The sequence below is a fragment of the Ammoniphilus soli genome (genome assembly GCF_040813775.1).
Map to the genome: position 1 here is coordinate 112,387 of NZ_JBEGDL010000001.1, position 25,602 is coordinate 137,988.

The following is a 25,602-nucleotide window of genomic DNA, read 5'->3' on the forward strand; positions in this document are numbered from 1 at the left end:
ATCTATCATTTAATAAAGAGGAGGATAAAATGCCCCGGTCTATATATATCCATATCCCGTTCTGCACGAATAAATGCTACTATTGTGATTTTAATTCGTACGTGACAGATAATCAGCAATTGATATGGGATTATCTCTATGCATTAGAAAAGGAACTAGAGGCTACAATGCGAAGGAATCCTTCGCTTCGAGTGGATACGATTTTTGTCGGGGGAGGCACGCCGACCTTCCTATCTGTAGAGCAGATGCGATTTTTCCTGGAGACCATTCAAAAAAGAATCCCCAACCAAGCTCCAGATATGGAATTTACGATGGAAGCGAATCCCGGCACGACGGATTTGGATAAACTAACCATTATGAGAGAAGGCGGGGTAAACCGCCTTAGCTATGGTGTTCAGGCTTTTGATGATGAACTGCTGAAGAATATCGGTCGAATACATGATACAGCGCAAGTGCTCCGCAGTATTGAAAATGCGAGGCGAGCTGGATTTGAGAATATTTCTATTGACTTGATCTTCGGGCTCCCAGGGCAAACTCTGGAAATCTTTCAGCGTACTCTAGATCAGGCTTTTTCCTTAAATCTGCAGCATTTTTCCGCTTATAGCCTCAAGGTGGAGGAGAATACCCGATTCCATGTCTTATATGAAAAAAATCAGTTGCTGCTCCCTCCAGAAGAGGAAGAGGTTGCGATGTATGAGCGGGTGCGCCGAGAAATGGACCGACAGGGATTCCGGCAATACGAAATCAGCAATTTTGCCAGACCGGGATTTGAGAGCCGGCACAATCAAACCTATTGGAAAAACGAGGAATACTATGGAATTGGTGCTGGTGCTCATGGGTATGTACTCGGAAAGAGGCACGTCAACGCCGGGCCTGTTCAGCAATATATTCAGCTCGTCAACGAAAAGGGACTGCCGCGAATTGAAGAATTTGCAGTCACTCCTCGAGAGGCTATGGAAGAGTTCATGATTATGGGACTGCGTTTGATGCAGGGCGTCTCGGAAGATGACTTTCTTCAGCGATATGGCTGCCCACTCGAAGAGGTTTTTGGGAAGGAAATGGAAGAACTGACGAACTTGGGACTGCTTGAACAAGAGGGCCATCGGATTCGTTTAAGTGAACGAGGCATTCCGTTGGGAAATGAGGTTTTCCTTCGATTCCTTGGCAGTTGACAAGGGTCTTATCAATTTGGTATTTTTATTGAGAAGCCATTAGCACTCAACAAGTTCGAGTGCTAACAATAAGGAGGGATCAGGTTGTTATCCACGAGACAAATCCAAATCCTTCATGCTATCGTTGACAATTATATACGCCATGCTGAGCCTGTCGGTTCACGGACGATTTCTAAGCGAGAGGATGTAGGGTACAGTTCAGCTACCATCCGCAATGAAATGGCCGATTTGGAAGAGCTGGGCTTCCTTGAGCAGCCTCATACGTCGGCAGGGCGCATTCCTTCGCAAAAAGGGTATCGCTACTATGTAGACCATCTCGTGCAGCCATCCCAGCTTACCCATGGCGATGTATTTAACATTCGGCAATTATTTGCTGAGAAATACTATGCTTTTGAACAGATTACTCAACAAACGGCAGCGATTCTTTCCAGTTTGACCAACTACACCTCGATCGTGCTTGGTCATGAGGTGGTCGATGCCCGTTTGAAGCATATTCAGATTATCCCATTAACCAACGACACAGCCGTAGCCATTATCGTAACCAATTCGGGAAAGGTTCAGAACAAGACCATCCATGTGCCGGATGGGGTTCCTATCCATGAGATTGAAAAGCTAGTCAATTTTCTTAACTCCAAACTGGTCGGGATCCCTCTTCATGAGCTGAGGACCCAAATCCATAGGGAGTTATCCACGGAATTGCAAAAGCTGATGGACAATTATCAGACGGCTATCCAAATCCTTGAAGACACTTTTGTGGATGAGGAGCTGGAAGAAAAGGTCGTCCTGAAGGGAACCACGAACATCATGATGCAGCCGGAATTCCGGGATGTGGAAAAGGTGAAGGAAATACTTGATTTCCTGGAGCAAAATGAGCAGCTCCTCAAGCACTTTAGCCCATCCATTCCAGGAATCCAGGTGAGAATCGGGACAGAAAACCGAGAGGACGCAATCAGCAATTGCAGCATCATCAGTGCGACCTATCATGTAGACGGGCAACCGTTAGGGACGATCGGCATCTTAGGCCCGACGAGGATGGAGTACGGCAAAGTGATAAGTATTGTAGATTTTCTTGCCAAAGACCTCTCCCATGCCCTTGAGAGATTTTATAGCAAGAAGATATAAGGAGTAGAAAGTGATGAACCGTTCTGGAGAGAGTGGGCAAAAAGCTGGGGAAGAACGGCTTTCGACGTTGATGAACAATGTGAATGCCATTCGTGCGGTTTCCTCCGCTGTAGAAGGGACGCTGGGACCTAAGGGCTTGGACACTATGCTGGTGGATGAGGATGGAGAGGTCATTGTAACCAATGACGGCGTCACCATTCTCGAGAAAATGGAAGTGAAGCACCCTGCCGCGAGGATGCTGATCAAGATTGCAACGGCCCAACAAGACAAAGTGGGGGACGGCACTACCACGGCCACCATCTTGGCCAGCTCTCTCGTTCAGGAGGGAGCTGCCCAGGTGCACCGAGGGGTTCCTGTGTCTCAAGTGATTGCTGGCATCCGAAAGGGGATTGAATTTTCTCTTTCCCATCTCCAGGAGATTTCCATCCCTATACAAGGTTTGGATGATCCCAATTTAGCGAGAGTAGCATACATTGCTTCTAGGGAAAATCAGGATATTTGCAATCTTGTCATGGAAGGCTGCCATCTGGTTGGATACGAACAACTCCTGCAAGAGGACTGGAGGCTATCCGACCTGGTTTACCCTTACGAAGGGGAAGAAAGCGAAGTGTTTGAGGGGGTCCTCTTAGCTCGTATGCCCCTTTCCAAACAAATGCCCACCCGATTGAAAGATCCTTTAATCCTGATCCTGGAAGATGGTTTTGCTCCGGAAGAAATTGACGAGGAAGCATTGGGGACGGAGATCGGCTTTCAACGTTTCCTTGATAACAAAGAAGCTTTTAAATATAATCTTCAAAAGATAGCAGATTTAGGAGTTTCCTTGATTGTCTGTCAGCGTTCCTGTGATCCCATAGCGGAAGAGTTCTGCATCGACCGGGGGATCACGGTACTACATAGGGTTCCAAAAGCGGAATTAGTTCGCCTGGCAGATCATGTCGGAGCTAAGCCCATTAAAAGGATGGGGTTAAATAAATCATCCATGGAGCTGACTGAGCTGCTTGGCCAAGCGGAACAGCTTCGTACAGATGACCGGACGGGACGAGTGCGGATTGAACGGGGCCGCGGGAAGGCAACCGCCACCATCCTGGTTGGCGCAGCAACGGCGGAAGTCGTAGGCGAACGAGGACGGATAGCAAGAGATGCGGCATCCTCCGTCCAAGCGGCCGTAAAGGGTGGGATCGTCGCTGGGGGTGGCAGTGCGGAAATGGGCATCTGCCGTGGATTGGAAAGTCGGCGTGCGGGCATCCAAGGGCTTGAGGGATACGGCGTGGAAGCCGTCCTGGCCGCTTTGCAAAAACCGATGGGTCAAATGATGGCCAATGCGGGCTTTAACCCTCTGGAGAAGCTCGAAGAAGTTCGTTCCGCCCAGCGCTTGGCCGGATCCACGTTTATTGGCCTGGATTATTCTACGGGTAAGGTACAGGATCTGCTGGAGCCTGGAATCATTGATCCCGCTCTGGTCAAGTATTATGCTCTAAAGGCCGCTGCAGAAGTAGCCGAGAGCATTTTGAGAATTCATACTGTTATCCGGATGAAATCTTATTCGGAATCACAGGAATAGGAGTTGAAATACCGAAATGGAAGAAAAAAATCAGGCTGAGCAAGAAATTTTAGAAGAGACCGAAGTGAAGGAAGGAGTAGAGCAGGAGGAGTCCCCGGAAGCGGAAACGCCATTAACTGAGGATGATCCTGTTGCTGCCCTTAAGCAGGAGGCAGAGGAAAATTACAACCGTTATCTCCGCGTTCAAGCGGATTTCGATAACTTCCGAAAGAGAACCCGCAAGGAAAAGGAAGAGCTGCTTAAGTATGCTTCGCAGCCGTTGATTGAAGCGCTTTTGCCAGCTATCGACAATTTAGAGCGAGCTTTGGCTGCAGGACAATCGGCTGAGCATTCCGACTCGCTGATTAAAGGCGTAGAAATGGTGGTTCGGCAAATCCGGCAGACGCTGGAGCAAGAGGGGCTGAAGGCGATCGAAGCAGAAGGGAAGCCCTTTGATCCCCAGTTCCACCAAGCCGTGATGCAAGAAGAGAGCGCTGAGCACGAAGCGGGCACAGTGATCCAGGAGCTGCAAAAAGGCTACTTGCTAAAAGACCGCGTGATCCGCCCTTCCATGGTGAAGGTTAGTTCTTAATTTCTATTGCGTCAGCAAAATCACAAAGTGTGTAATATAGGAGGAAGTTAAACCATGAGTAAAGTAATTGGTATCGATTTAGGAACCACCAACTCTTGTGTTGCGGTAATGGAAGGCGGAGAGCCTGTCGTTATTCCCAATGCGGAAGGTAACCGTACCACGCCATCTGTTGTATCCTTCAAAAGCGGTGAGCGTATTGTAGGGGAAACAGCCAAGCGCCAAGCTATTACCAACCCTGATACGATCATGTCCATCAAGAGATATATGGGGACTAACCATAAAGTACAAGCAGAAGGTAAGGATTTTACTCCACAAGAAATATCTGCCATTATTCTGCAGAAATTGAAATCAGATGCAGAAGCTTACCTCGGAGAAAAGGTGGATAAGGCGGTAATCACGGTTCCGGCTTATTTTAACGATAGCCAACGCCAAGCTACCAAAGATGCCGGTAAAATTGCCGGTCTGGAAGTTTTGCGTATCGTGAATGAGCCTACTGCGGCAGCACTAGCTTACGGGTTAGAGAAGTCGGATGACCAAACGATCCTTGTTTACGACTTGGGTGGCGGAACGTTTGACGTATCCATCCTCGAATTGTCTGAAGGTTTCTTTGAAGTAAAAGCGACATCTGGTGATAACAAGCTCGGTGGTGATGATTTTGACCAAGTGATTATTGACTACTTGGTAGCCGAGTTTAAGAAGGAAAACGGCATTGATTTGTCTAACGATAAGATGGCTCTTCAACGTTTAAAAGACGCAGCGGAAAAAGCAAAAAAGGATCTTTCTGGCGTTTTGACCACGACCATTTCTCTACCGTTCATTACGGCTGATGCTACAGGACCAAAGCACTTAGAAGTAACTTTGACCCGCGCGAAGTTTGAAGAGTTGTCTACCCACCTTGTGGAGAGAACCATGGGTCCTACACGCCAGGCTCTTCAAGATGCTGGATTGCAGCCGCAACAAATCGATAAGATCTTGTTGGTGGGTGGATCTACACGAATTCCTGCTGTTCAGGAAGCGATCCGCAAATATACGGGCAAGGAGCCTCATAAAGGGGTTAACCCAGATGAAGTTGTTGCTTTAGGGGCAGCGGTTCAAGCAGGGGTATTAACGGGAGATGTTAAAGACGTCGTTCTTCTTGATGTTACACCTCTTTCCCTAGGAATTGAGACGCTTGGTGGAGTTATGACGAAGTTAATTGACCGTAACACGACGATTCCAACAAGCAAGTCCCAAGTGTTTTCTACGGCAGCCGATAGCCAGACATCAGTAGAAATTCATGTTCTTCAAGGGGAACGTTCGATGGCAGCCGACAATAAGACACTCGGCCGCTTCCAATTGACGGATATCCCTCCTGCACCTCGCGGTGTTCCGCAAATCGAAGTGTCCTTTGATATTGATGCGAATGGTATCGTAAACGTTAAGGCAAAAGATTTGGGTACAGGTAAAGAGCAAAAGATTACAATCACGTCGTCCTCCGGCTTAAGTGACGAGGAAATCGACCGTATGGTGAAGGAAGCGGAAGCGAATGCGGAAGCGGATAACCGCCGCAAGGAAGAAGTAGAGGTTCGCAATGAAGCGGATCAGCTCGTCTTCACTACGGAAAAGACGCTTAAGGATCTGGAAGGCAAAGTAGATGAAGCGGAAGTGGCTAAGGCCAATGATGCGAAAGAAAAGGTTAAGACAGCTTTGCAAGGCACAGATCTAGAAGCGATTAAAGCGGCGAAGGAAGAGCTTTCCCAAATCGTGCAGCAGCTATCTGTCAAGCTTTACGAGCAAGCAGCTCAAGCGGCCCAGGCAGCAGGTGCGCAGACGGAAGCTGATCCTGCGGCAGGCGCAAATAAAAAGGATAACGTTGTAGATGCAGATTACACCGTTGTTGATGAGGATAAAAAGTAGGGGTTGCATTGAGTCAAAGTCAAGGATATACTTGGCTTTGACTTTTTCCCTGTTAGAATCCATTATTGCAAGGCAAACCCAAGCGGGAGTGAGGCAGGAAAATGAGTAAACGAGATTATTACGAGGTCCTCGGTTTAGGCAAGGGGGCATCTGAGGACGAGATCAAAAAAGCTTACCGTAAGCTGGCGCGTCAGTATCACCCTGACGTCAATAAAGCTCCGGACGCAGAAGAAAAGTTTAAAGAAGTCAAGGAAGCTTATGATGTCCTGAGCGATTCCCAAAAGCGAGCCATGTATGACCAGTATGGGCATGCGGGAACCGATCCGAACGCTGGCTTTGGCGGACAGGATTTTGCAGGCGGTTTTGGGGATATCTTTGACATGTTTTTTGGCGGCGGAGGCCGAAGAAACCCAAATGCCCCTCGCCAGGGAGCGGATCTTCAATATACACTAACTTTACAATTTAAAGAAGCGGTTTTTGGGAAAGAATTGGATATAGAGATTCCAAAAGATATGGAATGTGATACCTGTCATGGTTCAGGAGCGGAACCGGGCAGTAAAGTTGAGACATGTTCAACCTGTCGCGGCACAGGTCAGCAGGAGCAAGTGGCCAATACGCCGTTTGGCCGAGTGGTGAATCGCAGAACCTGCGGTTCTTGCGGCGGTAAAGGAAAGATCATTCAAGTGAAGTGTTCCGGATGCCGCGGGACAGGAACCGTAAAGAAGCGCAGGAAGATTCATCTTAATATCCCGGCGGGTGTGGATGAAGGGGCTCAGCTTCGCGTTCCTGGAGAAGGGGAACAAGGTGCCAACGGGGGGCCTCCGGGAGATCTCTATGTTGTCATTCGAGTGAAGCAGCATGAGTTTTTTGAGCGGGATGGCTACGATATTTACTGCAGAGTGCCGATTACCTTTGCGCAAGCTGCGCTGGGGGATGAAATTGAGGTTCCTACGCTGGACGGCAAAGTCAAACTGAAGGTTCCGGCCGGAACTCAAACGGATACCTATTTCCGCTTGCGCGGCAAAGGGGTTCCGCATTTGCGCCGCAATGCTCAAGGAGATCAGCATGTTCGGGTAGTTGTCGTGACGCCAACCAATCTAACAGAAAAGCAAAAGGATTTGCTTCGCGAGTTTGGCGAATTGAATGGAGTCAAACCGACGGAAGAGGAAGCTTCCTTCTTTGATAAGATGAAGCGGGCATTTCGAGGAGATTAGCCTTTGGCAATAAGGGATAACAGGAGGGAGCAGGAAAATGAGCAATATGAAATGGTCGGAAGTTAGCATTCACACCACCCAAGAGGCTGTAGAGCCGGTTTCCAATATACTTCACGAATCGGGGGCTAGCGGTGTCGTTATAGAGGATCCGGAATTTCTTCACAGGGAGTGGGATGTATCCTATGGTGAAATTTATCAACTCTCTCCGAACGATTATCCAGAAGAAGGAGTCATAGTCAAGGCGTACCTCCCTGTCAATCATCACATAGCCGAAACCGTGGAGGAGATCAGGCAAAGAGTGCTTAGCTTAGAAAGCTTTGACATTCCCATTGGTCGGGCCGAGATTTCTTTGGCGGAAGTGCAGGAAGAAGAGTGGGCGACAGCTTGGAAAAAATATTATAAGCCGGTCAAGATATCTGAACGGATTACCATCACCCCGACATGGGAAGAGTACAAACCAGAGTCTGAAGAAGAATTGATTATCGAATTGGATCCCGGTATGGCGTTTGGAACCGGTACACATCCCACAACCGTCCTTTGTATCCGCGCGTTGGAAAAGTATGTAAAACCAGGGGATCAGGTGATTGATGTCGGCTGCGGATCAGGCGTGCTGAGCATTGCAGCTGCCAGGCTCGGTGCAAGCTCCATACTGGCGATGGACCTGGATGAGATTGCAGTAAAATCCACCTTTATCAATTCGGAAATCAACCACGTTGAGGGCAAAATAAACATTAAACAAAACAATTTGCTTGAAGGCATTTCTGCACCAGCTGATCTGATCGTCTCCAATATATTGGCCGAAATCATCGTTCGCTTTGTGGATGACGCTTATTCCTTGCTTCCATCCGGCGGATTGTTTATTACCTCGGGCATTATTTCTCAAAAGGAACAAGAAGTAAAAGAAGCGTTGCTCCAAGCTGGCTTTCAGATTATGGAAGTACAGGAGCTTGATGATTGGGTTTCCATAGCTGCGAAAAAAATATAGATGAGGAATAGCGATGCAAAGGTATTTTGTAGCACAGCAAAATGTATCCGCGGAAAGAGAGCAGGTCGTCATTGTGGGAGATGATGTTACCCATATTGCGAGGGTGATGAGGTCTTCTGTTGGAGACGAATTGATCTGCTGCGATGAGCAGGGAGCCTGTTATCTGTGCAAGATTGAGCAAATCGAAAAAGAGGAAATCCTATGCCGCATGGTAGAGAAGCTTTCTTTGGATCGCGAGCTTCCGATCCGGGTCACCGTGGCACAAGGATTGCCAAAAGGCGATAAAATGGAATGGGTTATCCAAAAAGGGACGGAACTGGGGGCTGGAGCTTTCGTTCCGTTTACCTCGTCTCGAACGGTTGTCCAGCTAGACGCAAAAAAGGAACAGAAAAGGCTTGAGCGGTGGAGTAAAATTGCCAAGGAAGCAGCTGAGCAGGCACATCGGCAGTTTGTTCCCGCCATCGAGCCCGTTCATTCCTGGAAGCAGCTGCTTCAGCTCTCCAAAGATTACGATTTGGCACTTCTGGCGTATGAAAATGAACAAACGAAAACCCTTCACGAGGCATTAGCTGCTTTCGATACAACATCAAGTATACTTATGGTTATCGGCCCGGAGGGAGGATTCTCGGAGACAGAGGTAAAAGAGGCAATGCAATTCGGGTTTCTTCCCGTTATGCTGGGAAAAAGAATTCTGCGAACGGAAACTGCGGCCCTTTATGGACTATCCTGTCTTTCGTACTACTATGAACAGTTGGGAGGTAGGTAAGGTATGCCTACTGTTGCCTTTCAAACACTCGGGTGTAAAGTTAACCATTATGAAACAGAAGCCATTTGGCAAATTTTTAAGCAGGGCGGATATGAACAGGTACCGTACGAGGGAGACGCAGACGTTTATGTGATCAATACGTGTACGGTAACAAATACCGGAGACAAAAAAAGCCGCCAGGTGATCCGTCGAGCCGTTCGGCGCAATCCGGAGGGAATCGTCGTGGTAACGGGTTGCTATGCCCAAACTTCTCCGGCGGAAGTAGCCAATATTCCGGGAGTTGATATTGTTCTGGGAACTCAGGGAAGGGAACAGCTCCTGGAGCTGATAGACACCTACCGAAGAGATCGCGAACCGATTAATGCGGTGAAAAACATCATGAAGACCCGACAGTTTGAAGAACTGGAGGTTCCGGATTTTACCGACCGAACAAGAGCATCGCTGAAAATTCAAGAGGGCTGCAATAACTTTTGCACATTTTGCATCATCCCGTGGGCTCGTGGATTAATGCGGAGCAGAGACCCTCAGAATGTGCTTGAACAAGCCCGCAAGCTGGTGGCAGCCGGATATAAGGAAATTGTACTAACAGGTATCCATACCGGAGGGTATGGGGAAGACCTGGAAGATTATAACCTCGCTAAGCTTCTGTGGGACTTGGATAAGGTAGAGGGGCTGCAAAGGGTGAGAATCAGCTCGATTGAAGCGAGTCAGATTACGGATGAGGTCATTGAGGTTCTCCGCACTTCGGATAAGATGTGCCGCCATTTGCATATTCCTCTTCAGGCTGGGAATGACCAAGTACTCAAGCGGATGCGCCGGAAGTATACGGTGGACGAATACCGGCGGAAAATCGAACAGATCCGTGAAGCGATGCCTGGCGTAGCGATTACAACGGATGTGATTGTGGGTTTTCCTGGAGAAACGAAAGCCTTGTTTGAAAGTGGCTTTGAGTTTATTCAAGAGATCCAGTTTGCTGAGATGCATGTTTTCCCTTATTCCAAGAGAACAGGTACCCCGGCTGCCAAGTTTGAAGATCAAGTGCCCGAGGAAATCAAAAATGAGCGAGTGGGGCGGCTTATTGATCTTTCAAATCAATTTTCTTTGGAATACGCTAAGCAATTTTTAGGCCAGGCATTGGATATTATTCCCGAAAGCCCTTATTCGGATGTGTCAGGAGAGCCGAATTTATTTTATGGATACTCGGATAATTACCTTAAGGTGATATTTAAGGGTACACCGGACCTTTTGGGTAAAATGGTTCGTGTACAATTAGACGAGCCAGGGGTGGAATTCTGTAAAGGCACCTTTATAAGAGAGCTTGATCCAGCTGCTATGGCCCGTTAGGTAAGCATTGCAGGATATCTGGGAACTTATTTTCCGGATATCCTATTTGCGTTGGAGAAGAAACTTTTTTTCTTCATAAATAAAGGGTAAAATAAGGGAAAGATTGTAGGTTGAACCGGTTCTTCCCTATTTTCAATCGACCTAATAGGGATAGAGGGTTTAGAAAAGGGTGATCTGAAATGAAAGAGATATCAGCCGGAGGAGTCGTATATCGAAGACAGGGAGAGCAGCTGCAATTGCTCATCATAGAGGACCGATACCAAAAGGTCTCCTTGCCTAAAGGAAAGCAGGAGCCGGGCGAGACGATGGAACAAACGGCGTTGAGGGAAGTCAGAGAAGAGACGGGAATCGAAGGCCGAGTAGTGGAGCCATTGGAGGTCATTTACTATCAATATTATCATCCGCAATTGGGCTTGGTACATAAGGAGGTTCATTACTATCTCATTGAAGCCCAGGGCGGAGAGCTGGTCCCTCAGATTGAAGAAATCAACAAAGTAACATGGATGGATCCGGATAAGGCTTGGGCAGCCCAAATGTCCTCCGGTTACGATAATAATCATTCCGTAATGGAAAAAGCCTATTCCCTGCTACAATTAGAGAAAGGAAAGTCTTTATGAAACGATTGAATCAATACATAGACCACACGCTGTTAAAGCCTGAAGCAACAAGGGAGCAAATTGAACAATTGTGCCAAGAGGCTCGCGAGCATGAATTTGCTGCAGTCTGCGTCAATCCGATCTGGGTAAGCCTATGCAGCCAACGGTTGGCCGGTACTGGAGTGCAGGTTGCTACTGTAGTAGGATTCCCTTTGGGAGCGAATGCTACTGAAGTCAAAGCATTTGAAACCAGGCAAGCCGTAGCGCAAGGAGCCACAGAAATTGATATGGTGCTTAATATAGGTGCGTTAAAATCTCAAGATCTGGAATGGGTTAAGAGGGACGTAGCCGCTGTTGTGGAAGCCGCGAAGGATAAAGCCATTGTGAAGGTGATCCTGGAGACAGGGTTACTGACTGAAGAAGAAATCGTACAGGCTTCAAAACTCTCTGTTGAAGCGGGAGCTCATTTTGTAAAGACGTCTACGGGGGTCGGACCAGGCGGGGCAACGGTACCGCACATTCAACTCATGCGCCGTACAGTCGGTCCGGATATCGGCGTTAAGGCGTCAGGCGGCGTGCGGGATTATGAGACGGCCTTGGCCATGGTTGAGGCAGGCGCAACGCGGATTGGGGCAAGTGCAGGCATCTCAATTGTGACTGGAAAAAAGGCTTCAGCTGAAGGCTACTAGAACGAGCAGTTGAAAGGCTTGTGCCATGTGAGTTTCACTGGGCACAGGCCTTTTTGGTTTTGTTCAAATTTTACGGTTCTCGGGAATAAGGAATTCAATAAAACGGGCAAAGGCGGAAGCAAAAGGCAGCACAGCCAAGGAACAGACCACGTTAAAAATGGTTTGGGCATGGGCAACCTGTGCAGGAGCGTGATTGCTTAGAGTAGTAGTGATGAGAGCTAACCCTCCAATGAGGGGGATAAAAGCAATAACTCCAGCAATATTAAGTATAATATGGCTCCATGCGACTCGAATAGAAGCCGTGTTTCCGCCAACAGATGCAATGAAAGCCGTCATGCAGGTTCCGATATTGCTTCCGAGTACAATAGCAATGGCCATGGTAAGCGGGATCAAGTGATCTGCCATAAAGCTCATCGTAATGGCTGTTGTCGCAGAGCTGCTTTGGATGGCCGCCGTCATTACCGTACCAATAAGGATTCCGATAACGCTGTTTTCTGAACCCCACAGAATAAGATCCTTAAAGATCCCGGTTTCCTTAATCGGATGGACAATGTCCTGCATGGCCTGCATGCCCAAAAAGATGCATCCGAAACCGGCTAAGGCCAGTCCGGTACATCGGAGCACGTGGTTGGGCAGGAACCATAGAAAGGATCCGGTAAGGAAGATGGGAATGGCATACTCATAGATATCTAAGGCAATAATTTGAGTGGTGACGGTCGTGCCGATGTTTGTTCCTAGAATGATTCCGATGGTTTGAGAAAAAGTAAGCAATCGAGCATTGGTCAGACCGATCGTAATCACGGTAACCGCACTGCTGCTTTGCAGCAGCATTGTGATTAGGGTTCCCGTCATAAAGCCATGTACTGGGGTTTTAGTGAAACGGGTGAGAATATCCTTTAGCTTATGGGCTGCGAGGTTATTCAACCCTATTTTCATAATTTGCATGCCAAACATAAAGAGGGAGATTCCAACTGCAAACGGGATGATGATCTCTTTCATGGTTCAGCTCCTATTTGGATAATTCTAGAGGGAAAAATTCAAGATAATTATAGGTATGACGTGATGTAGACAGGCATGACAAGCATTTTCCTGCCTGAAAACCAATAGAGCAAGGAAAGGATAAACAAGAGATGGCTAAAGTGCATTTGGCAAGCAATCGAAAGAAAAGAGCGGAGAAAGGGCATCCCTGGATTTTTCAGTCAGAGGTAGCAAGGATCGAGGGGGATTTTGAACCTGGAGACATTGTGGAAGTCTGTAACCAGAAAGGGCATTTTTTAGCCAAAGGCTACATTAACCCGCAATCTCAAATTGTAGTGAGGGTGTTATCGTATGACCCTCATGAGGAGGTAGACCCGGCCTTCTTTCAGGAAAGGATCAAGTCAGCTAGTGAATACCGCCGCCGTTTCTTAGGGGAGATTCAATCCTACCGGGCTGTTTACGGGGAAGCTGATTTTTTGCCCGGTTTAATCGTAGATAAGTTTGAGGATATTTTAGTTGTACAAATCCTATCTCTTGGGATGGAATTGCGCAAGGACTGGATTAAACAAGCTCTACTCGATGTTTTCCAACCGAGGGGGATTTATTTGCGCAATGATGTGCCCGTTCGGGAATTGGAAGGGCTTGTTCAAGAAAAAGGCTTTTGGCATGGAGAATTCGAAACGGATGTTGAAATTGTAGAGAATGATTTAAGGTATATTATTGATGTCAAGGAAGGTCAAAAGACCGGTTTCTTCTTTGACCAAAGGGAAAATCGCGCTGCCATCGCTCCTCTGATGAAAGGGTGGGGAGCCCGAAGCGGCATTCAGCTGGTTCCGCTTGATCAAATTAAGGCAGACGATCCGGATAATCCGAAATTTACGCAGCAAATTTCCCTGGAGATGGATGTTCACGGCCAGCCGCAATCATTGCCCGTGAACAAAAATGGAAAGGTGGTCCAGTATCCGTATTGGGATGGAGCCACGGTCTTGGAATGCTTTGCCCATACCGGATCATTTACGCTTAATGCGTGCAAGCATGGGGCAAAGAAAGTCACGTGTCTGGATATTTCGGATCATGCCATTCAGACGGCCAAAAAGAATATTGAACTTAATGGTTTTACAGATCGAGTTGAATTTGTCGTGGCCAATGCATTTGATTATTTGAGGGAGCAAGTTTCCAGCGGAAGAACATGGGACGTCGTGATCCTGGATCCTCCGGCCTTTGCCAAATCCAGAGGGGCTGTAAAATCTGCCTGCCGGGGATACAAAGACATTAATTTGCAGGGTTTGAAGCTCGTTAATGAAGGGGGGTTCCTGGTCACGGCTTCCTGTTCTTATCACATGTCCCCGGATCTATTCCGGGAGACGATTGAAGAAGCTGCTTTCGATGCGAAAAAAATTCTTCGCTTAGTGCATTGGTCCGGGGCGGGGAAAGACCATCCGGAAATATTGGGGGTCAATGAGGGACATTACTTGAAATTCGCCATTTTTGAGGTCCACTCCAAGTAAGGAAATGGATTCGCCCCCTTATCAAACGGTTCCCGTATTGCTTCAGGGTACGCGGGAAGGATATAAAGGGGGTGACTTTATGAGTCAAGCCATTACGACAGCGCTATCCAGTATTTTGCTAGCACAAGGTCTTAAAATCCCGTTTGAGTATGCCCAAACTGGAAAATGGAATATCAAGGCGGCTTTGACTCCTGGAGGCATGCCAAGCTCTCACTCTTCAGGGGTTTCCTCGCTTGCGACTTATATTGGGCTAAGGAGAGGGTTTACTTCGGCGGAATTCTCCATTGCAGCCCTGCTGGGGGTCATAGTTATGTATGATGCGGCAGGAGTCAGATATCATGCCGGACAAACCGCTATCGCAGTAAACGACTTGAAGGAGTCGGTTGAAAAGCTGTCTGAAAGCCACCCGGAAATTGCTCCCTTTCATCATACGGAAAAGGAATTAAAAGAGAGATTGGGGCACTTGCCATCTGAGGTTATGGCAGGGGCAGTGTTTGGGATTGCCATGGGGGCGTTGAGCTTTTTGTTTTCTAGAAGATAATACTACAAAAGTAGTTGCCTTCCGACAACGGTTTATGACATCTTTCTGTAGCCTGCCTATGTTAAATTTAATGTAGGACAAGCTGTAGAGAGGTGATGGTGATTATGCTTAAGCAAGAAGCCGCGAAGATTAGCGAAGTGAAAATTGGAGCCTATAAGAAAACGTTAATTGATGTTCATCGTTGGCAAATCACCATACGGTCAAGAAAATCGCCTGCCATTCGTTTTTTGAGTTGGTTGTTCGGAAATTAAAATGCTTATATAACGAAGAAAGGACTTCCCGAAGGAGGTCCTTTCTTTTTATGTCAGCTTTCATTATCTCCCGACTGCACGTTCACGGAAAAGCAGGGAAAGGGAGTAGATCCCCGCTAGGCCCACCAACGTATATACCGTACGGCTTACCCAACTGGATTCGCCGCCAAACAGGGAAGCTACCAGATCCCATTGGAATAGGCCTACAAGAAGCCAATTCAGGGCTCCAACAATGACTAAAATTAAGGCTAATCGATCCATTCTTCATCCCTCCTATAATCATAGTCCTTTTAGCTTTCCCGACGCTTTCAACTTTATTCAGGATGCTTATGGGAGCTTTAAGGGCTGTCCGGGCTGAATGGAATCATTAGACATCTGATTTATCTTTTGAATTTCTTTGATTTTATTGACAGGGTTTTCGTTCGGATAATAGGTGAGCACGATTTTCCATAATGTATCTCCCTCCTTTACCGTATACGCTCGCATGAAGGGGGCGTTACTTCCTTGCGTATCTGGTAAAGCGGTGATTTGCGTTTGAGCGGGTAAGTGCTGGACCTTTTTTTTCACAATCCAATGAAAACAGCTAAAAATGACGAATAAAATAATCAAGAGCTTAAGCAAGAGAAGAAGCTGCTCCCACTCTGGTTCAGGATTGGCTTTATGAACAGTTTTGCCTTTTAGTTTCTTTAAAATGACAGCCATGATAACCCCCTCCTCAATACATTCTATGCAACAAAGAAAGAGAACTTGTCCTCCTGTCAAAATTCTCTAGACCTGATGATAAACTGATCCAAGAGCTATATGGTAAAGCGTTCAGATTTCGGTTATAGTGAACTTTGGGCAAATGCCGACATGCATATGGGATAATTTAATCACCAAAAGCCTATAAACTTGGTATCATAACGGTAGGTGCAATGGAAAAAGGAGGACTCCAAATGGAGAAAATAAAGCTTGGCATCATATATGGCGGAAAATCCAGCGAACATGAAGTGTCCCTCAGTACGGCAAAAGCAATCATAAATGCGGTAGACCGGTCTCAATATGATATTATCCCGTTTTATATCCAATTGGATGGAATATGGGTGAAGGGGAACCTTCCCGAAGGTGAGATTCAATCCGTGGAGCAGCTTCGCTTGCAGGGAACATCTGAAGAACAGCCTAACGTGCTTCGGCTAAAGGAAGAAATTGATATCGCCTTCCCGGTCATTCACGGACCCAATGGAGAGGATGGGACGCTGCAAGGGTTATTAGAGATGGCAGATATCCCCTATGTAGGAACGGGCGTCTTGGGGTCCGCTGTGGGCATGGATAAGGTAGCCATGAAAAATGTATTTGGGGAAATCGGAATTGTCCAATGCAAGTACTTATCCTTTCTGCGGAACCAGCTCGAAAACGGGATCGATGACGTAGTCGGGAAAATTGAGGAAACCCTTGGCTATCCTTGCTTCGTTAAACCAGCGAACATGGGGTCCAGTGTTGGGATCTCCAAAGCGAAGAACAGACAAACTTTAGTGGAGGCGTTGGAGCTAGCTGCCCGCTTTGACAGGAAGATTGTGGTAGAGGAATCCATTTCGGGCAGGGAATTAGAAATCGGTGTTTTAGGAAACGAAGAGCTTAAGACCTCCGTAGTGGGAGAAATCGTATCCATTAACGAATTTTATGATTATGAGGCTAAGTATAAAAATGCAGGTACAAAACTGCATATCCCAGCAGAAATTCCGGAACGGGTTAAAAAAGAGATCGAAGAAATGGGAAAAAAGGCCTTTCAGGGAGTTGACGCGTCCGGCTTAAGCCGCATTGATTTCTTTTGGGATGAAGAGAACGACAAAGTCTACATTAATGAAATTAATACCATGCCTGGATTTACTCCTTTTAGCATGTATCCGATGCTTTTTCAAGCGGCAGGAATTCCTTATGGGGATTTAATTCATGAATTGGTGAAGCTTGGTTTTGAGCGATATGACGATCGTCATGGCAATTCGGTAGCTGCCGAGAAATTGGATTAAGGTCTGGTTTTAGGGCGATAACGTGAGTTTTTCCGACTATTCGTCCGTTTAGATTGAAAAAGTGAAAATAAGCGGAGTTTTTCCGGCTAAACCTCAAAAATCATGATTTTCTTCAGAGATTTTGAGAAATAACCGGAATTTCTCCGCTTATTTTAGCTAAAAAGTCCCCATTTTTAATAATAGTCGGACTTTCTCCTGTTATCCACATGAGGGCACTTTACAGATTCATTCCTTCTCTACTAATTCCTGAACGATTTCCTCCAGCCTCATACCTCTGGATGCTTTAAAAAGCAAAGCGTGCTTCTGATCCATGAATTGCTCAAGAAAGGGTGCCACTTCTGCTTTATTTTGAAAATGCCTGGATGGCACATGGGCTGCCTGGGAAATATGAAGGGCATTTTCCCCCACGGAAACTAGGAAATCCACCGGTTGGCCAAGCTTATTGATGAACTTTCCCACCTCTGCATGATACTGTGCGCTGTCTGGTCCTAACTCATACATGTCACCGAGGACAAGAACTTTTTTGTACTGAGGAAGAATACCGCTAAACGTATCAATGGAGCTCATCATCGAAGTCGGGCTCGCGTTGTATGCATCGTTGATGACGACGGCTCTCTTTACATCCTGGATAAGCTCGAATCTCATTGGCGAGATGGACAAACTAGCAAGCGCCTCTTTTATCTCTGGTAATGCATAGCCGTAATGATAAGCGATAAATATGGCAGGCAATGTATTGGCCACGTTATGCGTACCGAACATTGGGATCGTCATGTGCTCCATTTTTCCATCTACATGCACCGTATAAGAAGTTCCCCGATCTGTAATCGCCACGCCAGTCGCGTAGATATCCGCTTCTTCGTTCATGCGGTAAAAATAACTTTTGCCTGGATTGAGATGACTAACGCTGACAACGAAGGGATTATCACCATTTAAAATAGCAAATCCATCAGATGAAGTGTGGGGGAGAAGTTCACCCTTAGCCTTCGCAATGTTTTCCCTTGAGCCTAAATGCTCAATATGGGCATCGGTTACATTGACAATGACACTAACGTCTGGCTTGCTGATTGAGGCAAGGTAATCAATTTCCCCAGCATGGTTCATCCCCATTTCCAGTACGGCCATTTCGTGATTGGGTTGGATTTGGAGAATAGACAAAGGAACCCCAAGGTGATTGTTAAAATTCTTGTAGGTTTTATAGATGTTTTTTTTATGCCCGAGGATATGCGCGATCATATCCTTGGTTGTTGTTTTTCCATTGCTGCCCGTAACGGCAATAATGGGAATTTCCAGGTGCAGGCGATAGTATTTGGCGATTTGCCCAAATGCAAGCTGAGTATCGTCAACGAGAACGTAAGATAATCCACTTGCTTGATCTGCATAGCTTTCATCTGAGATGAGAGCGGCAATGGCCCCATTAGCTTTTGCTTCGCTTATGAATAAATGGCCATCTCTAGTCCCGCCGGTTAGGGCAACGAACATAGCCCCAGGCTGTACTTGTCGCGTGTCGAAGTGAAAGGAGTGAATGGGCTGTACGGCTGACCCAATCAATCGCCCACCGGTTGCCTCGCATATTTCTTCTAGAGTAAGCATCAGGACCCTCCTCTTCCATGGTAAAAGTATCTGATGTAATGCTATCACTTAGACAGGGATACCAGCAACTTTCATGTGGATTCTTGACTTGAATCGGCAAAAAACGGTACATTGAAATGAATACATATATTTAGGAGGACGCAGAAATGGAATCCAATTGCCTGTTTTGCAAGATCGTAGACAAGCAAATCCCTGCTAAGGTTGAATACGAAGACGATTTAGTCACGGTTTTTCACGATATTAATCCAAAGGCTCCTGTTCATTTGCTCATCATTCCGAAGAAACATATTTCTACAATGATGGACGTAGCTGAAGAAGATTTGCCCCTTGTGAGTTATATACACAAGATTGCGCAAGAGATGTACCCCAAGATGGGTCTTAAGGGGATGCGCTTAATTAATAATTGCGGGGAAAAAGGAGGTCAAGAGATCTTTCACCTCCACTATCACCTATGGGGATGGACAGAATAGTATAAAAATAATGTTCATGTTGACCAAGGTGGCCCATCTATAATATAATATGCTTTGACAGTCTGAATAAGATTGTTTTTAATGGTTAATGCGGAGGGAGGGAAAAGCAATGTCTGAAGTTCGCGTACGTAAAAACGAATCTCTTGATGCCGCTCTTCGTCGTTTTAAACGTGAAACAGGTAAAGCGGGTATTCTAGCTGAAGTAAAAAAGCGCAGACACTACGAAAAGCCTAGCATTAAGCGTAAGAAGAAGTCTGAAGCTGCTCGTAAGCGCAAGTTCTAATTTTAATTTTAGTTTAAGTAGGATAGGGTGACGAAATGAGTCTACTTGGTAAACTTAACGATGATATGAAGCAAGCCATGAAAGATAAGGATAAGCTCAAACTCTCCGTCATCCGCATGGTGAAATCTTCGGTGAAAAATGAAGAAATCAACCAAGGTAAAGAGCTTACCGACGATCAAGTGCTTACTTTATTGAATCGTGAGTTGAAGCAGAGACGCGATTCCCTCCAAGAATTTGAAAATGCGGGCCGAGAAGATCTGGCTGAGCAAACTCGCGCTGAAATCGAAGTGCTGCTTCCTTACTTGCCGACGCAGTTGACGGAAGAAGAGATCCGGCAAATTGTACAAGAATCGGTAGAGCAAGTGGGAGCCACCTCGAAGAAGGACCTTGGAAAGGTTATGGGAGCCATCATGCCTAAAGTTAAAGGCAAAGCTGATGGAACCCTCGTGAACAAAATTGTTCAGGAACTGCTTCCTTAGAACATACAAACACCTTATGCGTTATAGCATAAGGTGTTTTTGTTTTTCCATGAAACTTTTTTCAAGGCCTGTCGTATCAAGTACTATGAAAAGAATATCTTGATCCCGAGAAAGGGGAAAATGAAAAAAGAAGAATCCCATAATATGAAAGAAGGGAGGGAAGCATAGAAGGCTATGAATAAATTTCGATTAATTGCATTAAACCTTGTATTCATGCTGGCGATTATTGCAATCGCTTCAGCCTCTTCGGTTGAAGCGCAGACGGGAAAGCTGGTTTACGTCGTTCCTGTAAAGCAAGGCGTTGAGCAAGGGCTTTATCAGTTTTTAAAAAGGGCCTTTGCTGAAGCAGCAATGAACGAAGCCGATGCGATCTTTTTGGAGATTGATACTCCGGGAGGGGAGGTTCAAGCGGCGGGGCAGATAGGGCAGCTTATTCGAGAAGCAGAGGTGCCTGTTTACGCATTTATTGTCGATGAAGCCTTTTCTGCAGGAACATACATAGCCTTGAACGCTGATAAGATCATTATGACACCCGGAAGTGCTATTGGCTCAGCTGCTCCGATTGATTTGGCCGGAAATATGGCGGAGGAAAAATTCGTATCAGCTTGGACCAAGAAGATGAGAAGTGCCGCTGAGATGAACGGCAGAGACCCGCAAATTGCCGAAGCCATGGTCAATCCGGAGATAGAGATTGAAGGCGTGACGGAGCAAGGAAAAATCTTATCCTTAGCGCCCAACGTAGCGAAGGAAGTAGGATATGCCGATTATATCGCACAGAATCTGGAGGACGCCTTCCAGCAGGCGGGATTTGATGCACCCGCTGTCATCCAAGCGGAACCGAACATGGGGGAGAGAGTTGCACGGTGGGTGACGAGCCCTTATATCATCCCTATTCTTCTTACCGTTGGATTGGCCGGGATTGTGATTGAACTTTTGGTTCCGGGTTTTGGGATACCTGGGATATTGGGCTTAACTTCACTTGGGTTGTATTTCTTCGGGCACTATATAGCAGGCTTTGCTGATTGGCTCCATATCGCTATGTTTATCGTCGGGATTATTTTGCTGCTTATCGAGGTTGTTGTTCCTGGCTTTGGCATTTTCGGGGGATTAGGCATCATATCGATCCTTGCCGGCATCGTCCTAGCCGCCTATGATCCTGCCTATGGTTCATTCTCACTAGCCATTGCATTCATCGTGACGGCTATTGTTGCCTTTATCGTGATTAAATATTTTGGTCACCGAGGGATATGGAATAAGTTTATTTTGCGGGAGCAGCAGAAAAATGAACAGGGATATTCGGCGCCTAAGGATTGGAAAGGATTGTTGCACCGTGAAGGGACCGTCATCACGACATTAAGACCCTCAGGAACGGCTGAAATTGATGGGGAGATGATTGACGTCGTCTCAGAAGGCGGCTATATCGAAAAAGGGAAGACCATCAGGGTAATACGGGTTGAGGGAACGCGAGTGGTTGTACGCGAAGTGGAAAGTAAATTGAACTAAGGAGATGATTGAATGGATGCCTCAATTTTATCGCTATTTCTAACGGTGGCCCTTGCTGTCATTGTGCTGTCCGTCTTTTTTACCTTTGTCCCGGTTATGCTTTGGATTTCGGCATTGGCCTCTGGCGTACCGATTGGAATTTTTACGTTAGTAGGAATGAGATTGCGTCGGGTTATTCCTTCCCGGATCGTTAATCCCCTGATCAAAGCAAGAAAGGCAGGCCTTGATGTTTCCTCCAATCAGCTGGAAAGTCATTTTCTTGCAGGAGGTAATGTAGACCGCGTGATCGATGCGCTAATTGCGGCCGAGAGAGCCAATATCGAATTGCCGTTTGAAAGAGCAGCGGCTATCGATTTAGCAGGTCGCGATGTTTTGGAAGCTGTTCAGATGAGCGTTAATCCGAAAGTGATCGAGACCCCTTTCGTATCGGCTGTAGCGCGTGATGGGATCGAGCTGAAAGTAAAAGCGCGGGTCACCGTCCGGGCAAACATTGACCGTTTGGTTGGGGGGGCCGGAGAAGAAACCATCATCGCCCGCGTGGGAGAGGGGATTGTTACCTCCGTGGGTTCCTCGAATAGTCATAAGGAAGTATTGGAAAATCCCGATCGCATATCCAGGACGGTTCTAGAGAAGGGATTGGACTCGGGAACAGCTTTTGAAATCCTCTCCATCGATATTGCCGATGTGGATGTCGGAAGGAATATAGGAGCAAACCTTCAGATTGAGCAAGCCGAAGCCGATAAGCAAATCTCCCAGGCCCGTGCTGAGGAGCGCAGGGCCATGGCTGTGGCGCATGAGCAAGAAATGAAGGCGAAAGTGCAGGAGATGCAAGCCAAGGTGGTAGAAGCCGAGGCAGAGGTGCCTCTGGCGATGGCAGAAGCTTTGAAGCATGGGAAACTTGGCGTAATGGATTACCTTAATATGAAAAACATCGACGCAGATACGGAAATGAGACAGTCCTTCGGTCAGAGTTCAGGCAATTTAAGTCCGGAAGATCCAGATCGGAAATAAGGTGATGAGATGATAGGCTGGCTGTTGGATTTTATTTTCTCAAACATATGGATCTTATTTATCCTCTTTTGGGTGTTTCGATCCTTTGCGAAAAGGGTGAAGCAGGGAATGGATGAAGGGCCGACAACCCGTATGCCGTCGCCCGTTGATTTCCCCTGGGAGAAGGAACAAGGTCCGATCGTTGTGAAAAGATACCCTCCCATTGAACCGCCCAGAGAAAAGAGGGAGGGTTTGAAGGATGAGGAAGTGAAGTCGGTCCCTTCCCCGTCTCCGAAGGAACCCTTGGCATCTCCAGCTTTAACGAAGAAAGAAACAAAGAAAAACAAGAAGGGACCCTCTCCGGCTGTCCAGGGAATGATATGGAGCCAGGTCTATGGCCCGCCAAGGGCTAAAGCTCCGCACCCCTTCATAAGAAGAACTTAACCCAAACGGTTAACCGTAAAGAAACGGTTGACCGTTTTTGTTTTCTTATCGCTTCATAAAAGCCAGATCTTGAGCATACATCTACATTAGTAGAGTTTGCGGATGAATACAGAAAAAGACGACCAATGGAAGGGGGAGCGAAGGCCGAATGAAAAACCTGTGGGGGAGACAACTGCGAAAATTTGCAGCAAAAATGCTCGACCTGCCAGCTGATGTCACCATGGATATGCCCCGAATAACCATGATCGGGCAAATCCATATGTACATAGAGAACCATCGCGGAGTTCTTCTCTTTAATGATAAGGAGCTCCGTTTACTTTTAACCAAGGGGCAATTGCTTGTCACGGGAGAAAAATTGGTCATTCGCGCGATCCTTACGGAAGAAGTCCTTATCGAGGGAAAAGTGGATGGGGTTCAATTTATAGAGTAGGGGGACAGTACGAGATGCAGCATCAATGGTTAAAGTGGTTTAATGGATACCTGGTGATAATCCTGAACGGCAGAAGGATAGAGCGTTTAATAAACCTGGCAGTACAAAAGGGCATGCAGGTCTGGAACATTACTCGCTACGATGAGCAGCGGGGGAAAATAGCCATCCGTTTGGAGGATTTCTTGCAGCTAAAGCCGCTGCTCAAAGAAACGGGATGCAGGATGAGGATTCTCAGCAAGCATGGATTTCCCTTTTTTCTTACGAGGGTCAGAAAGCGATATGCTTTTTTTGGCGGCTTTATTTTATTCATTGCGATGTTATTTTTCTTATCCCACGTCATATGGTCGATAGAGGTTGTCGGAAATGAAAACATATCGAGGCAACATGTGCTGGAGGCGGCTGAAAAGGTTGGGATTGAGCAAGGGAAGTTTAGTTTTTTGTTGGACGACCCTGACAAGATCCAGGCCCGATTGATGGAGCAATTGCCCGAGGCCTCGTGGATTGGCTTTCGAATGAAAGGCACAAAGGCCCAGATTCGGGTAGTTGAAAAGGTTATCCCGGATGATAAGGAAGTATTGAGCCCACGGCATTTAGTTGCAAAAAAATCGGCTGTGATCCATAACATTTTTGCGGAACATGGCAAGCCTATGGTTAGACCTGCTGATTTTGTGCGCAAGGGGGATATTCTCGTCTCAGGATTTATCGGCAAAGAGGAGAGCCCGACGGCCGTTGCGGCAAAAGGAATCGTAGAAGGCGAAGTCTGGTATGAGACCGAAGTAGTGATCCCTATCAAGCAAAAGCAGTCTGTATATCTTGGTGAACAACATCGCAACGTATTTTTGGTATGGGGAGAGAAGCAATTTAAGATATGGGGGTTTGGGGAGCTAACCTTTAAAGAATATGAAACAAGGGAAGATACACGGGTGATGCGGTGGCGGGATAAAACGTTTCCTTTAGGCTGGAAGCTAGAGACGCTTCAATCTGTGGATGTCTTTGAAAAAAAGATCAGTGAAGCGGAAGCTCTGGAACTTGCTAAGGAAACAGCGAAGCAAGATATTCTTACTAAAATGGGAAATGGTGGATATATTAAAGAGGAAAAAGTTTTGCACCATAAGCAAGAGAATGATAAAGTTTATATTAAGATGCACATAGTAGCAATAGAGGACATTGCGGTAGAAGCACCTATCACTATTGAAGGAGAATGAGATTTTGCCAGTAAAAGAAGAATCAATTAAAGTTCGACTAAAGGACACGACAACAGCGATTGCATTATTTGGACCGCAGGACGCTTTCCTAAAAAAGATCGAACAGTCATTCCAAGCTAAGATCACAGCACGGAGCGATGAAATCATGATCTCTGGCGAGGAGCAGGAAGCTCAGGTGGTGGAGCAGCTTCTGCAGGTTTTGGCTGTTCTGATCGAGAAGGGGATGCAGCTATCAGAAAGAGATGTAGCCTATGCAATCGATTTGGCCAAGCGTGGTGCAGCGGATGAACTGCTTGAACTCTTCGAAGAGCAAATCGCTCAATCGGCCAAAGGTAAGCCCATCCGGGTGAAAACGCTTGGCCAGCGCCATTATATTACTTCCATCAGGAAGCACGATATCGTGTTTGGAATTGGTCCTGCAGGTACAGGGAAGACCTACTTAGCTGTGGTGATGGCCGTCGTTGCGCTAAAGAGCGGGCTAGTGAAGAAAATCGTTCTTACTCGCCCCGCTGTTGAAGCCGGAGAGAATTTAGGTTTCCTTCCGGGAGATCTGCAAGAAAAAGTCGATCCTTACTTAAGGCCGTTATATGATGCATTAAATGATATATTGGGAATGGAAGCCGTAAATCGATTAATGGAACGCGGAACAATTGAAGTAGCCCCCTTAGCTTACATGCGCGGGCGTACTTTAGACGATTCGTTTGTCATCTTGGACGAGGCTCAGAATACGACGCCTGAACAGATGAAGATGTTCCTGACCCGGCTCGGTTTCGGATCCAAGATGGTGATTACTGGGGACGTAACCCAGGTTGATTTGCCAAGGGGCAAAAGGTCAGGCCTGAAAGAAGCGGAACGGGTTTTGATTAAAATACCGGGCATTTCCTTTGTTTTCATGAGCGAAGCAGATGTCGTCCGACATCCGCTTGTCCATAAGATCATTGTGGCCTATGCCGAAACAGAAGGGGAAAATCAACCGACATCATAACTCTCCCCTCATTATCGGGGGAG

28 protein-coding genes are annotated in these 25,602 nt (G+C 46.7%); 24 read left to right on the plus strand and 4 right to left on the minus strand.

The features are described 5' to 3' along the window. The first annotated feature begins 29 nt into the window (after window positions 1–29). The 11 genes from hemW (at window position 30) to deoC (ending at window position 11,916) form a co-directional block, all read left to right on the plus strand. Window positions 30–1,172, plus strand: a complete 1,143-nt coding sequence (gene hemW, locus ABLT31_RS00560) for a radical SAM family heme chaperone HemW (protein WP_367747504.1) — start codon at window positions 30–32, stop codon at window positions 1,170–1,172. 84 nt (window positions 1,173–1,256) lie between these two features. Next, a complete protein-coding gene (hrcA, locus tag ABLT31_RS00565; protein ID WP_367747507.1) occupies window positions 1,257–2,294 on the plus strand; it encodes a heat-inducible transcriptional repressor HrcA in 1,038 nt (345 codons plus the stop codon). Window positions 2,295–2,307: 13 nt separating this feature from the next. Beyond that, entirely contained in the window at window positions 2,308–3,855 is a 1,548-nt protein-coding gene (locus ABLT31_RS00570; RefSeq protein WP_367747510.1) for a TCP-1/cpn60 chaperonin family protein, read from the plus strand. Window positions 3,856–3,871: 16 nt separating this feature from the next. Next, window positions 3,872–4,426 (plus strand): nucleotide exchange factor GrpE, encoded by a 555-nt coding sequence (gene grpE, locus ABLT31_RS00575; protein WP_367747513.1) that lies wholly within the window; start codon window positions 3,872–3,874, stop codon window positions 4,424–4,426. A 54-nt stretch (window positions 4,427–4,480) separates the two neighbouring features. Continuing rightward, window positions 4,481–6,322, plus strand: coding sequence for a molecular chaperone DnaK (dnaK, locus tag ABLT31_RS00580; RefSeq protein ID WP_367747515.1), 1,842 nt, complete (start codon window positions 4,481–4,483; stop codon window positions 6,320–6,322). A gap of 101 nt (window positions 6,323–6,423) precedes the next feature. Beyond that, on the plus strand, window positions 6,424–7,536 hold the full coding sequence (gene dnaJ / locus ABLT31_RS00585; RefSeq protein WP_367747518.1) for a molecular chaperone DnaJ: 1,113 nt from the start codon (window positions 6,424–6,426) through the stop codon (window positions 7,534–7,536). 46 nt (window positions 7,537–7,582) lie between these two features. Next, window positions 7,583–8,521: a 50S ribosomal protein L11 methyltransferase gene (gene prmA / locus ABLT31_RS00590; RefSeq protein ID WP_367749328.1), complete on the plus strand. Its 939-nt coding sequence runs from the start codon at window positions 7,583–7,585 to the stop codon at window positions 8,519–8,521. A gap of 13 nt (window positions 8,522–8,534) precedes the next feature. Next, a complete protein-coding gene (locus ABLT31_RS00595) occupies window positions 8,535–9,287 on the plus strand; it encodes a 16S rRNA (uracil(1498)-N(3))-methyltransferase (protein ID WP_367747520.1) in 753 nt (250 codons plus the stop codon). A gap of 3 nt (window positions 9,288–9,290) precedes the next feature. Beyond that, window positions 9,291–10,631: a tRNA (N(6)-L-threonylcarbamoyladenosine(37)-C(2))-methylthiotransferase MtaB gene (gene mtaB / locus ABLT31_RS00600; RefSeq protein ID WP_367747523.1), complete on the plus strand. Its 1,341-nt coding sequence runs from the start codon at window positions 9,291–9,293 to the stop codon at window positions 10,629–10,631. 179 nt (window positions 10,632–10,810) lie between these two features. Further along, entirely contained in the window at window positions 10,811–11,248 is a 438-nt protein-coding gene (locus ABLT31_RS00605) for an NUDIX hydrolase (RefSeq protein WP_367747526.1), read from the plus strand. Beyond that, window positions 11,245–11,916, plus strand: coding sequence for a deoxyribose-phosphate aldolase (deoC, locus tag ABLT31_RS00610; protein ID WP_367747529.1), 672 nt, complete (start codon window positions 11,245–11,247; stop codon window positions 11,914–11,916). The genes ABLT31_RS00605 and deoC overlap by 4 nt, the downstream gene beginning before the upstream one ends. A 63-nt stretch (window positions 11,917–11,979) precedes the next feature. On the opposite strand, the gene ABLT31_RS00615 is transcribed toward deoC, so the two are convergent. Continuing rightward, complete coding sequence (locus ABLT31_RS00615) at window positions 11,980–12,915, minus strand: Na/Pi symporter (RefSeq protein ID WP_367747532.1); 936 nt, start codon at window positions 12,913–12,915, stop codon at window positions 11,980–11,982. Window positions 12,916–13,046: 131 nt separating this feature from the next. Here ABLT31_RS00615 and ABLT31_RS00620 point away from each other — a divergent pair, with 131 nt between their 5' ends. The 3 genes from ABLT31_RS00620 (at window position 13,047) to ABLT31_RS00630 (ending at window position 15,194) form a co-directional block, all read left to right on the plus strand. After that, the gene (locus ABLT31_RS00620) at window positions 13,047–14,402 is read left to right on the plus strand and encodes a class I SAM-dependent rRNA methyltransferase (protein ID WP_367747535.1); all 1,356 of its coding nucleotides are present in this window, start codon (window positions 13,047–13,049) and stop codon (window positions 14,400–14,402) included. A 79-nt stretch (window positions 14,403–14,481) separates the two neighbouring features. Further along, on the plus strand, window positions 14,482–14,943 hold the full coding sequence (locus ABLT31_RS00625) for a divergent PAP2 family protein (protein WP_367747537.1): 462 nt from the start codon (window positions 14,482–14,484) through the stop codon (window positions 14,941–14,943). 104 nt (window positions 14,944–15,047) lie between these two features. Further along, complete coding sequence (locus ABLT31_RS00630) at window positions 15,048–15,194, plus strand: hypothetical protein (RefSeq protein WP_367747540.1); 147 nt, start codon at window positions 15,048–15,050, stop codon at window positions 15,192–15,194. Between the two features lie 63 nt (window positions 15,195–15,257). On the opposite strand, the gene ABLT31_RS00635 is transcribed toward ABLT31_RS00630, so the two are convergent. Both ABLT31_RS00635 and ABLT31_RS00640 read right to left on the minus strand, forming a co-directional pair. Beyond that, a complete protein-coding gene (locus ABLT31_RS00635) occupies window positions 15,258–15,455 on the minus strand; it encodes a DUF378 domain-containing protein (protein ID WP_367747543.1) in 198 nt (65 codons plus the stop codon). Window positions 15,456–15,521: 66 nt separating this feature from the next. Next, window positions 15,522–15,896: a LysM peptidoglycan-binding domain-containing protein gene (locus tag ABLT31_RS00640; protein WP_367747546.1), complete on the minus strand. Its 375-nt coding sequence runs from the start codon at window positions 15,894–15,896 to the stop codon at window positions 15,522–15,524. A gap of 233 nt (window positions 15,897–16,129) precedes the next feature. On the opposite strand from ABLT31_RS00640, the gene ABLT31_RS00645 reads away from it, so the two are divergent. Beyond that, window positions 16,130–17,200 (plus strand): D-alanine--D-alanine ligase, encoded by a 1,071-nt coding sequence (locus tag ABLT31_RS00645; RefSeq protein ID WP_367747549.1) that lies wholly within the window; start codon window positions 16,130–16,132, stop codon window positions 17,198–17,200. Window positions 17,201–17,425: 225 nt separating this feature from the next. Here the strand turns inward: ABLT31_RS00645 and ABLT31_RS00650 are convergent, their stop codons facing one another. After that, complete coding sequence (locus tag ABLT31_RS00650; protein ID WP_367747552.1) at window positions 17,426–18,790, minus strand: UDP-N-acetylmuramoyl-tripeptide--D-alanyl-D-alanine ligase; 1,365 nt, start codon at window positions 18,788–18,790, stop codon at window positions 17,426–17,428. A gap of 146 nt (window positions 18,791–18,936) precedes the next feature. On the opposite strand from ABLT31_RS00650, the gene ABLT31_RS00655 reads away from it, so the two are divergent. The 9 genes from ABLT31_RS00655 (at window position 18,937) to ABLT31_RS00695 (ending at window position 25,579) form a co-directional block, all read left to right on the plus strand. Beyond that, on the plus strand, window positions 18,937–19,260 hold the full coding sequence (locus tag ABLT31_RS00655; RefSeq protein ID WP_367747554.1) for a histidine triad nucleotide-binding protein: 324 nt from the start codon (window positions 18,937–18,939) through the stop codon (window positions 19,258–19,260). Between the two features lie 109 nt (window positions 19,261–19,369). After that, window positions 19,370–19,543, plus strand: coding sequence for a 30S ribosomal protein S21 (rpsU, locus tag ABLT31_RS00660; protein WP_129196526.1), 174 nt, complete (start codon window positions 19,370–19,372; stop codon window positions 19,541–19,543). 35 nt (window positions 19,544–19,578) lie between these two features. Then, entirely contained in the window at window positions 19,579–20,022 is a 444-nt protein-coding gene (locus ABLT31_RS00665; RefSeq protein ID WP_367747557.1) for a GatB/YqeY domain-containing protein, read from the plus strand. A 174-nt stretch (window positions 20,023–20,196) separates the two neighbouring features. Continuing rightward, window positions 20,197–21,525, plus strand: a complete 1,329-nt coding sequence (locus tag ABLT31_RS00670; protein WP_367747559.1) for an NfeD family protein — start codon at window positions 20,197–20,199, stop codon at window positions 21,523–21,525. Window positions 21,526–21,537: 12 nt separating this feature from the next. Further along, window positions 21,538–22,536 (plus strand): flotillin-like protein FloA, encoded by a 999-nt coding sequence (gene floA, locus ABLT31_RS00675; protein WP_367747562.1) that lies wholly within the window; start codon window positions 21,538–21,540, stop codon window positions 22,534–22,536. Window positions 22,537–22,545: 9 nt separating this feature from the next. Then, window positions 22,546–22,959: a hypothetical protein gene (locus ABLT31_RS00680; protein ID WP_367747565.1), complete on the plus strand. Its 414-nt coding sequence runs from the start codon at window positions 22,546–22,548 to the stop codon at window positions 22,957–22,959. A gap of 148 nt (window positions 22,960–23,107) precedes the next feature. After that, entirely contained in the window at window positions 23,108–23,389 is a 282-nt protein-coding gene (yqfC, locus tag ABLT31_RS00685) for a sporulation protein YqfC (protein ID WP_367747568.1), read from the plus strand. Between the two features lie 14 nt (window positions 23,390–23,403). Continuing rightward, window positions 23,404–24,594, plus strand: a complete 1,191-nt coding sequence (gene yqfD, locus ABLT31_RS00690; protein WP_367747571.1) for a sporulation protein YqfD — start codon at window positions 23,404–23,406, stop codon at window positions 24,592–24,594. Window positions 24,595–24,598: 4 nt separating this feature from the next. Next, a complete protein-coding gene (locus ABLT31_RS00695) occupies window positions 24,599–25,579 on the plus strand; it encodes a PhoH family protein (protein WP_367747573.1) in 981 nt (326 codons plus the stop codon). The last annotated feature ends 23 nt before the right edge of the window (window positions 25,580–25,602 follow it).

Coding starts and splice junctions, on each gene's coding strand:
- ABLT31_RS00680 (WP_367747565.1), top strand. CDS start 22,546: ATGATAGGCTGGCTGTTGGATTTTATTTTCTCAAACATATGGATCTTA.
- deoC (WP_367747529.1), top strand. CDS start 11,245: ATGAAACGATTGAATCAATACATAGACCACACGCTGTTAAAGCCTGAA.
- hemW (WP_367747504.1), top strand. CDS start 30: ATGCCCCGGTCTATATATATCCATATCCCGTTCTGCACGAATAAATGC.
- dnaK (WP_367747515.1), top strand. CDS start 4,481: ATGAGTAAAGTAATTGGTATCGATTTAGGAACCACCAACTCTTGTGTT.
- ABLT31_RS00595 (WP_367747520.1), top strand. CDS start 8,535: ATGCAAAGGTATTTTGTAGCACAGCAAAATGTATCCGCGGAAAGAGAG.
- ABLT31_RS00570 (WP_367747510.1), top strand. CDS start 2,308: ATGAACCGTTCTGGAGAGAGTGGGCAAAAAGCTGGGGAAGAACGGCTT.
- yqfC (WP_367747568.1), top strand. CDS start 23,108: ATGAAAAACCTGTGGGGGAGACAACTGCGAAAATTTGCAGCAAAAATG.
- ABLT31_RS00640 (WP_367747546.1), bottom strand. CDS start 15,896: ATGGCTGTCATTTTAAAGAAACTAAAAGGCAAAACTGTTCATAAAGCC.
- ABLT31_RS00645 (WP_367747549.1), top strand. CDS start 16,130: ATGGAGAAAATAAAGCTTGGCATCATATATGGCGGAAAATCCAGCGAA.
- ABLT31_RS00635 (WP_367747543.1), bottom strand. CDS start 15,455: ATGGATCGATTAGCCTTAATTTTAGTCATTGTTGGAGCCCTGAATTGG.
- dnaJ (WP_367747518.1), top strand. CDS start 6,424: ATGAGTAAACGAGATTATTACGAGGTCCTCGGTTTAGGCAAGGGGGCA.
- rpsU (WP_129196526.1), top strand. CDS start 19,370: ATGTCTGAAGTTCGCGTACGTAAAAACGAATCTCTTGATGCCGCTCTT.
- grpE (WP_367747513.1), top strand. CDS start 3,872: ATGGAAGAAAAAAATCAGGCTGAGCAAGAAATTTTAGAAGAGACCGAA.
- mtaB (WP_367747523.1), top strand. CDS start 9,291: ATGCCTACTGTTGCCTTTCAAACACTCGGGTGTAAAGTTAACCATTAT.
- prmA (WP_367749328.1), top strand. CDS start 7,583: ATGAAATGGTCGGAAGTTAGCATTCACACCACCCAAGAGGCTGTAGAG.
- ABLT31_RS00605 (WP_367747526.1), top strand. CDS start 10,811: ATGAAAGAGATATCAGCCGGAGGAGTCGTATATCGAAGACAGGGAGAG.
- ABLT31_RS00655 (WP_367747554.1), top strand. CDS start 18,937: ATGGAATCCAATTGCCTGTTTTGCAAGATCGTAGACAAGCAAATCCCT.
- ABLT31_RS00625 (WP_367747537.1), top strand. CDS start 14,482: ATGAGTCAAGCCATTACGACAGCGCTATCCAGTATTTTGCTAGCACAA.
- ABLT31_RS00670 (WP_367747559.1), top strand. CDS start 20,197: ATGAATAAATTTCGATTAATTGCATTAAACCTTGTATTCATGCTGGCG.
- ABLT31_RS00650 (WP_367747552.1), bottom strand. CDS start 18,790: ATGCTTACTCTAGAAGAAATATGCGAGGCAACCGGTGGGCGATTGATT.
- floA (WP_367747562.1), top strand. CDS start 21,538: ATGGATGCCTCAATTTTATCGCTATTTCTAACGGTGGCCCTTGCTGTC.
- yqfD (WP_367747571.1), top strand. CDS start 23,404: ATGCAGCATCAATGGTTAAAGTGGTTTAATGGATACCTGGTGATAATC.
- ABLT31_RS00630 (WP_367747540.1), top strand. CDS start 15,048: ATGCTTAAGCAAGAAGCCGCGAAGATTAGCGAAGTGAAAATTGGAGCC.
- ABLT31_RS00615 (WP_367747532.1), bottom strand. CDS start 12,915: ATGAAAGAGATCATCATCCCGTTTGCAGTTGGAATCTCCCTCTTTATG.
- ABLT31_RS00620 (WP_367747535.1), top strand. CDS start 13,047: ATGGCTAAAGTGCATTTGGCAAGCAATCGAAAGAAAAGAGCGGAGAAA.
- ABLT31_RS00665 (WP_367747557.1), top strand. CDS start 19,579: ATGAGTCTACTTGGTAAACTTAACGATGATATGAAGCAAGCCATGAAA.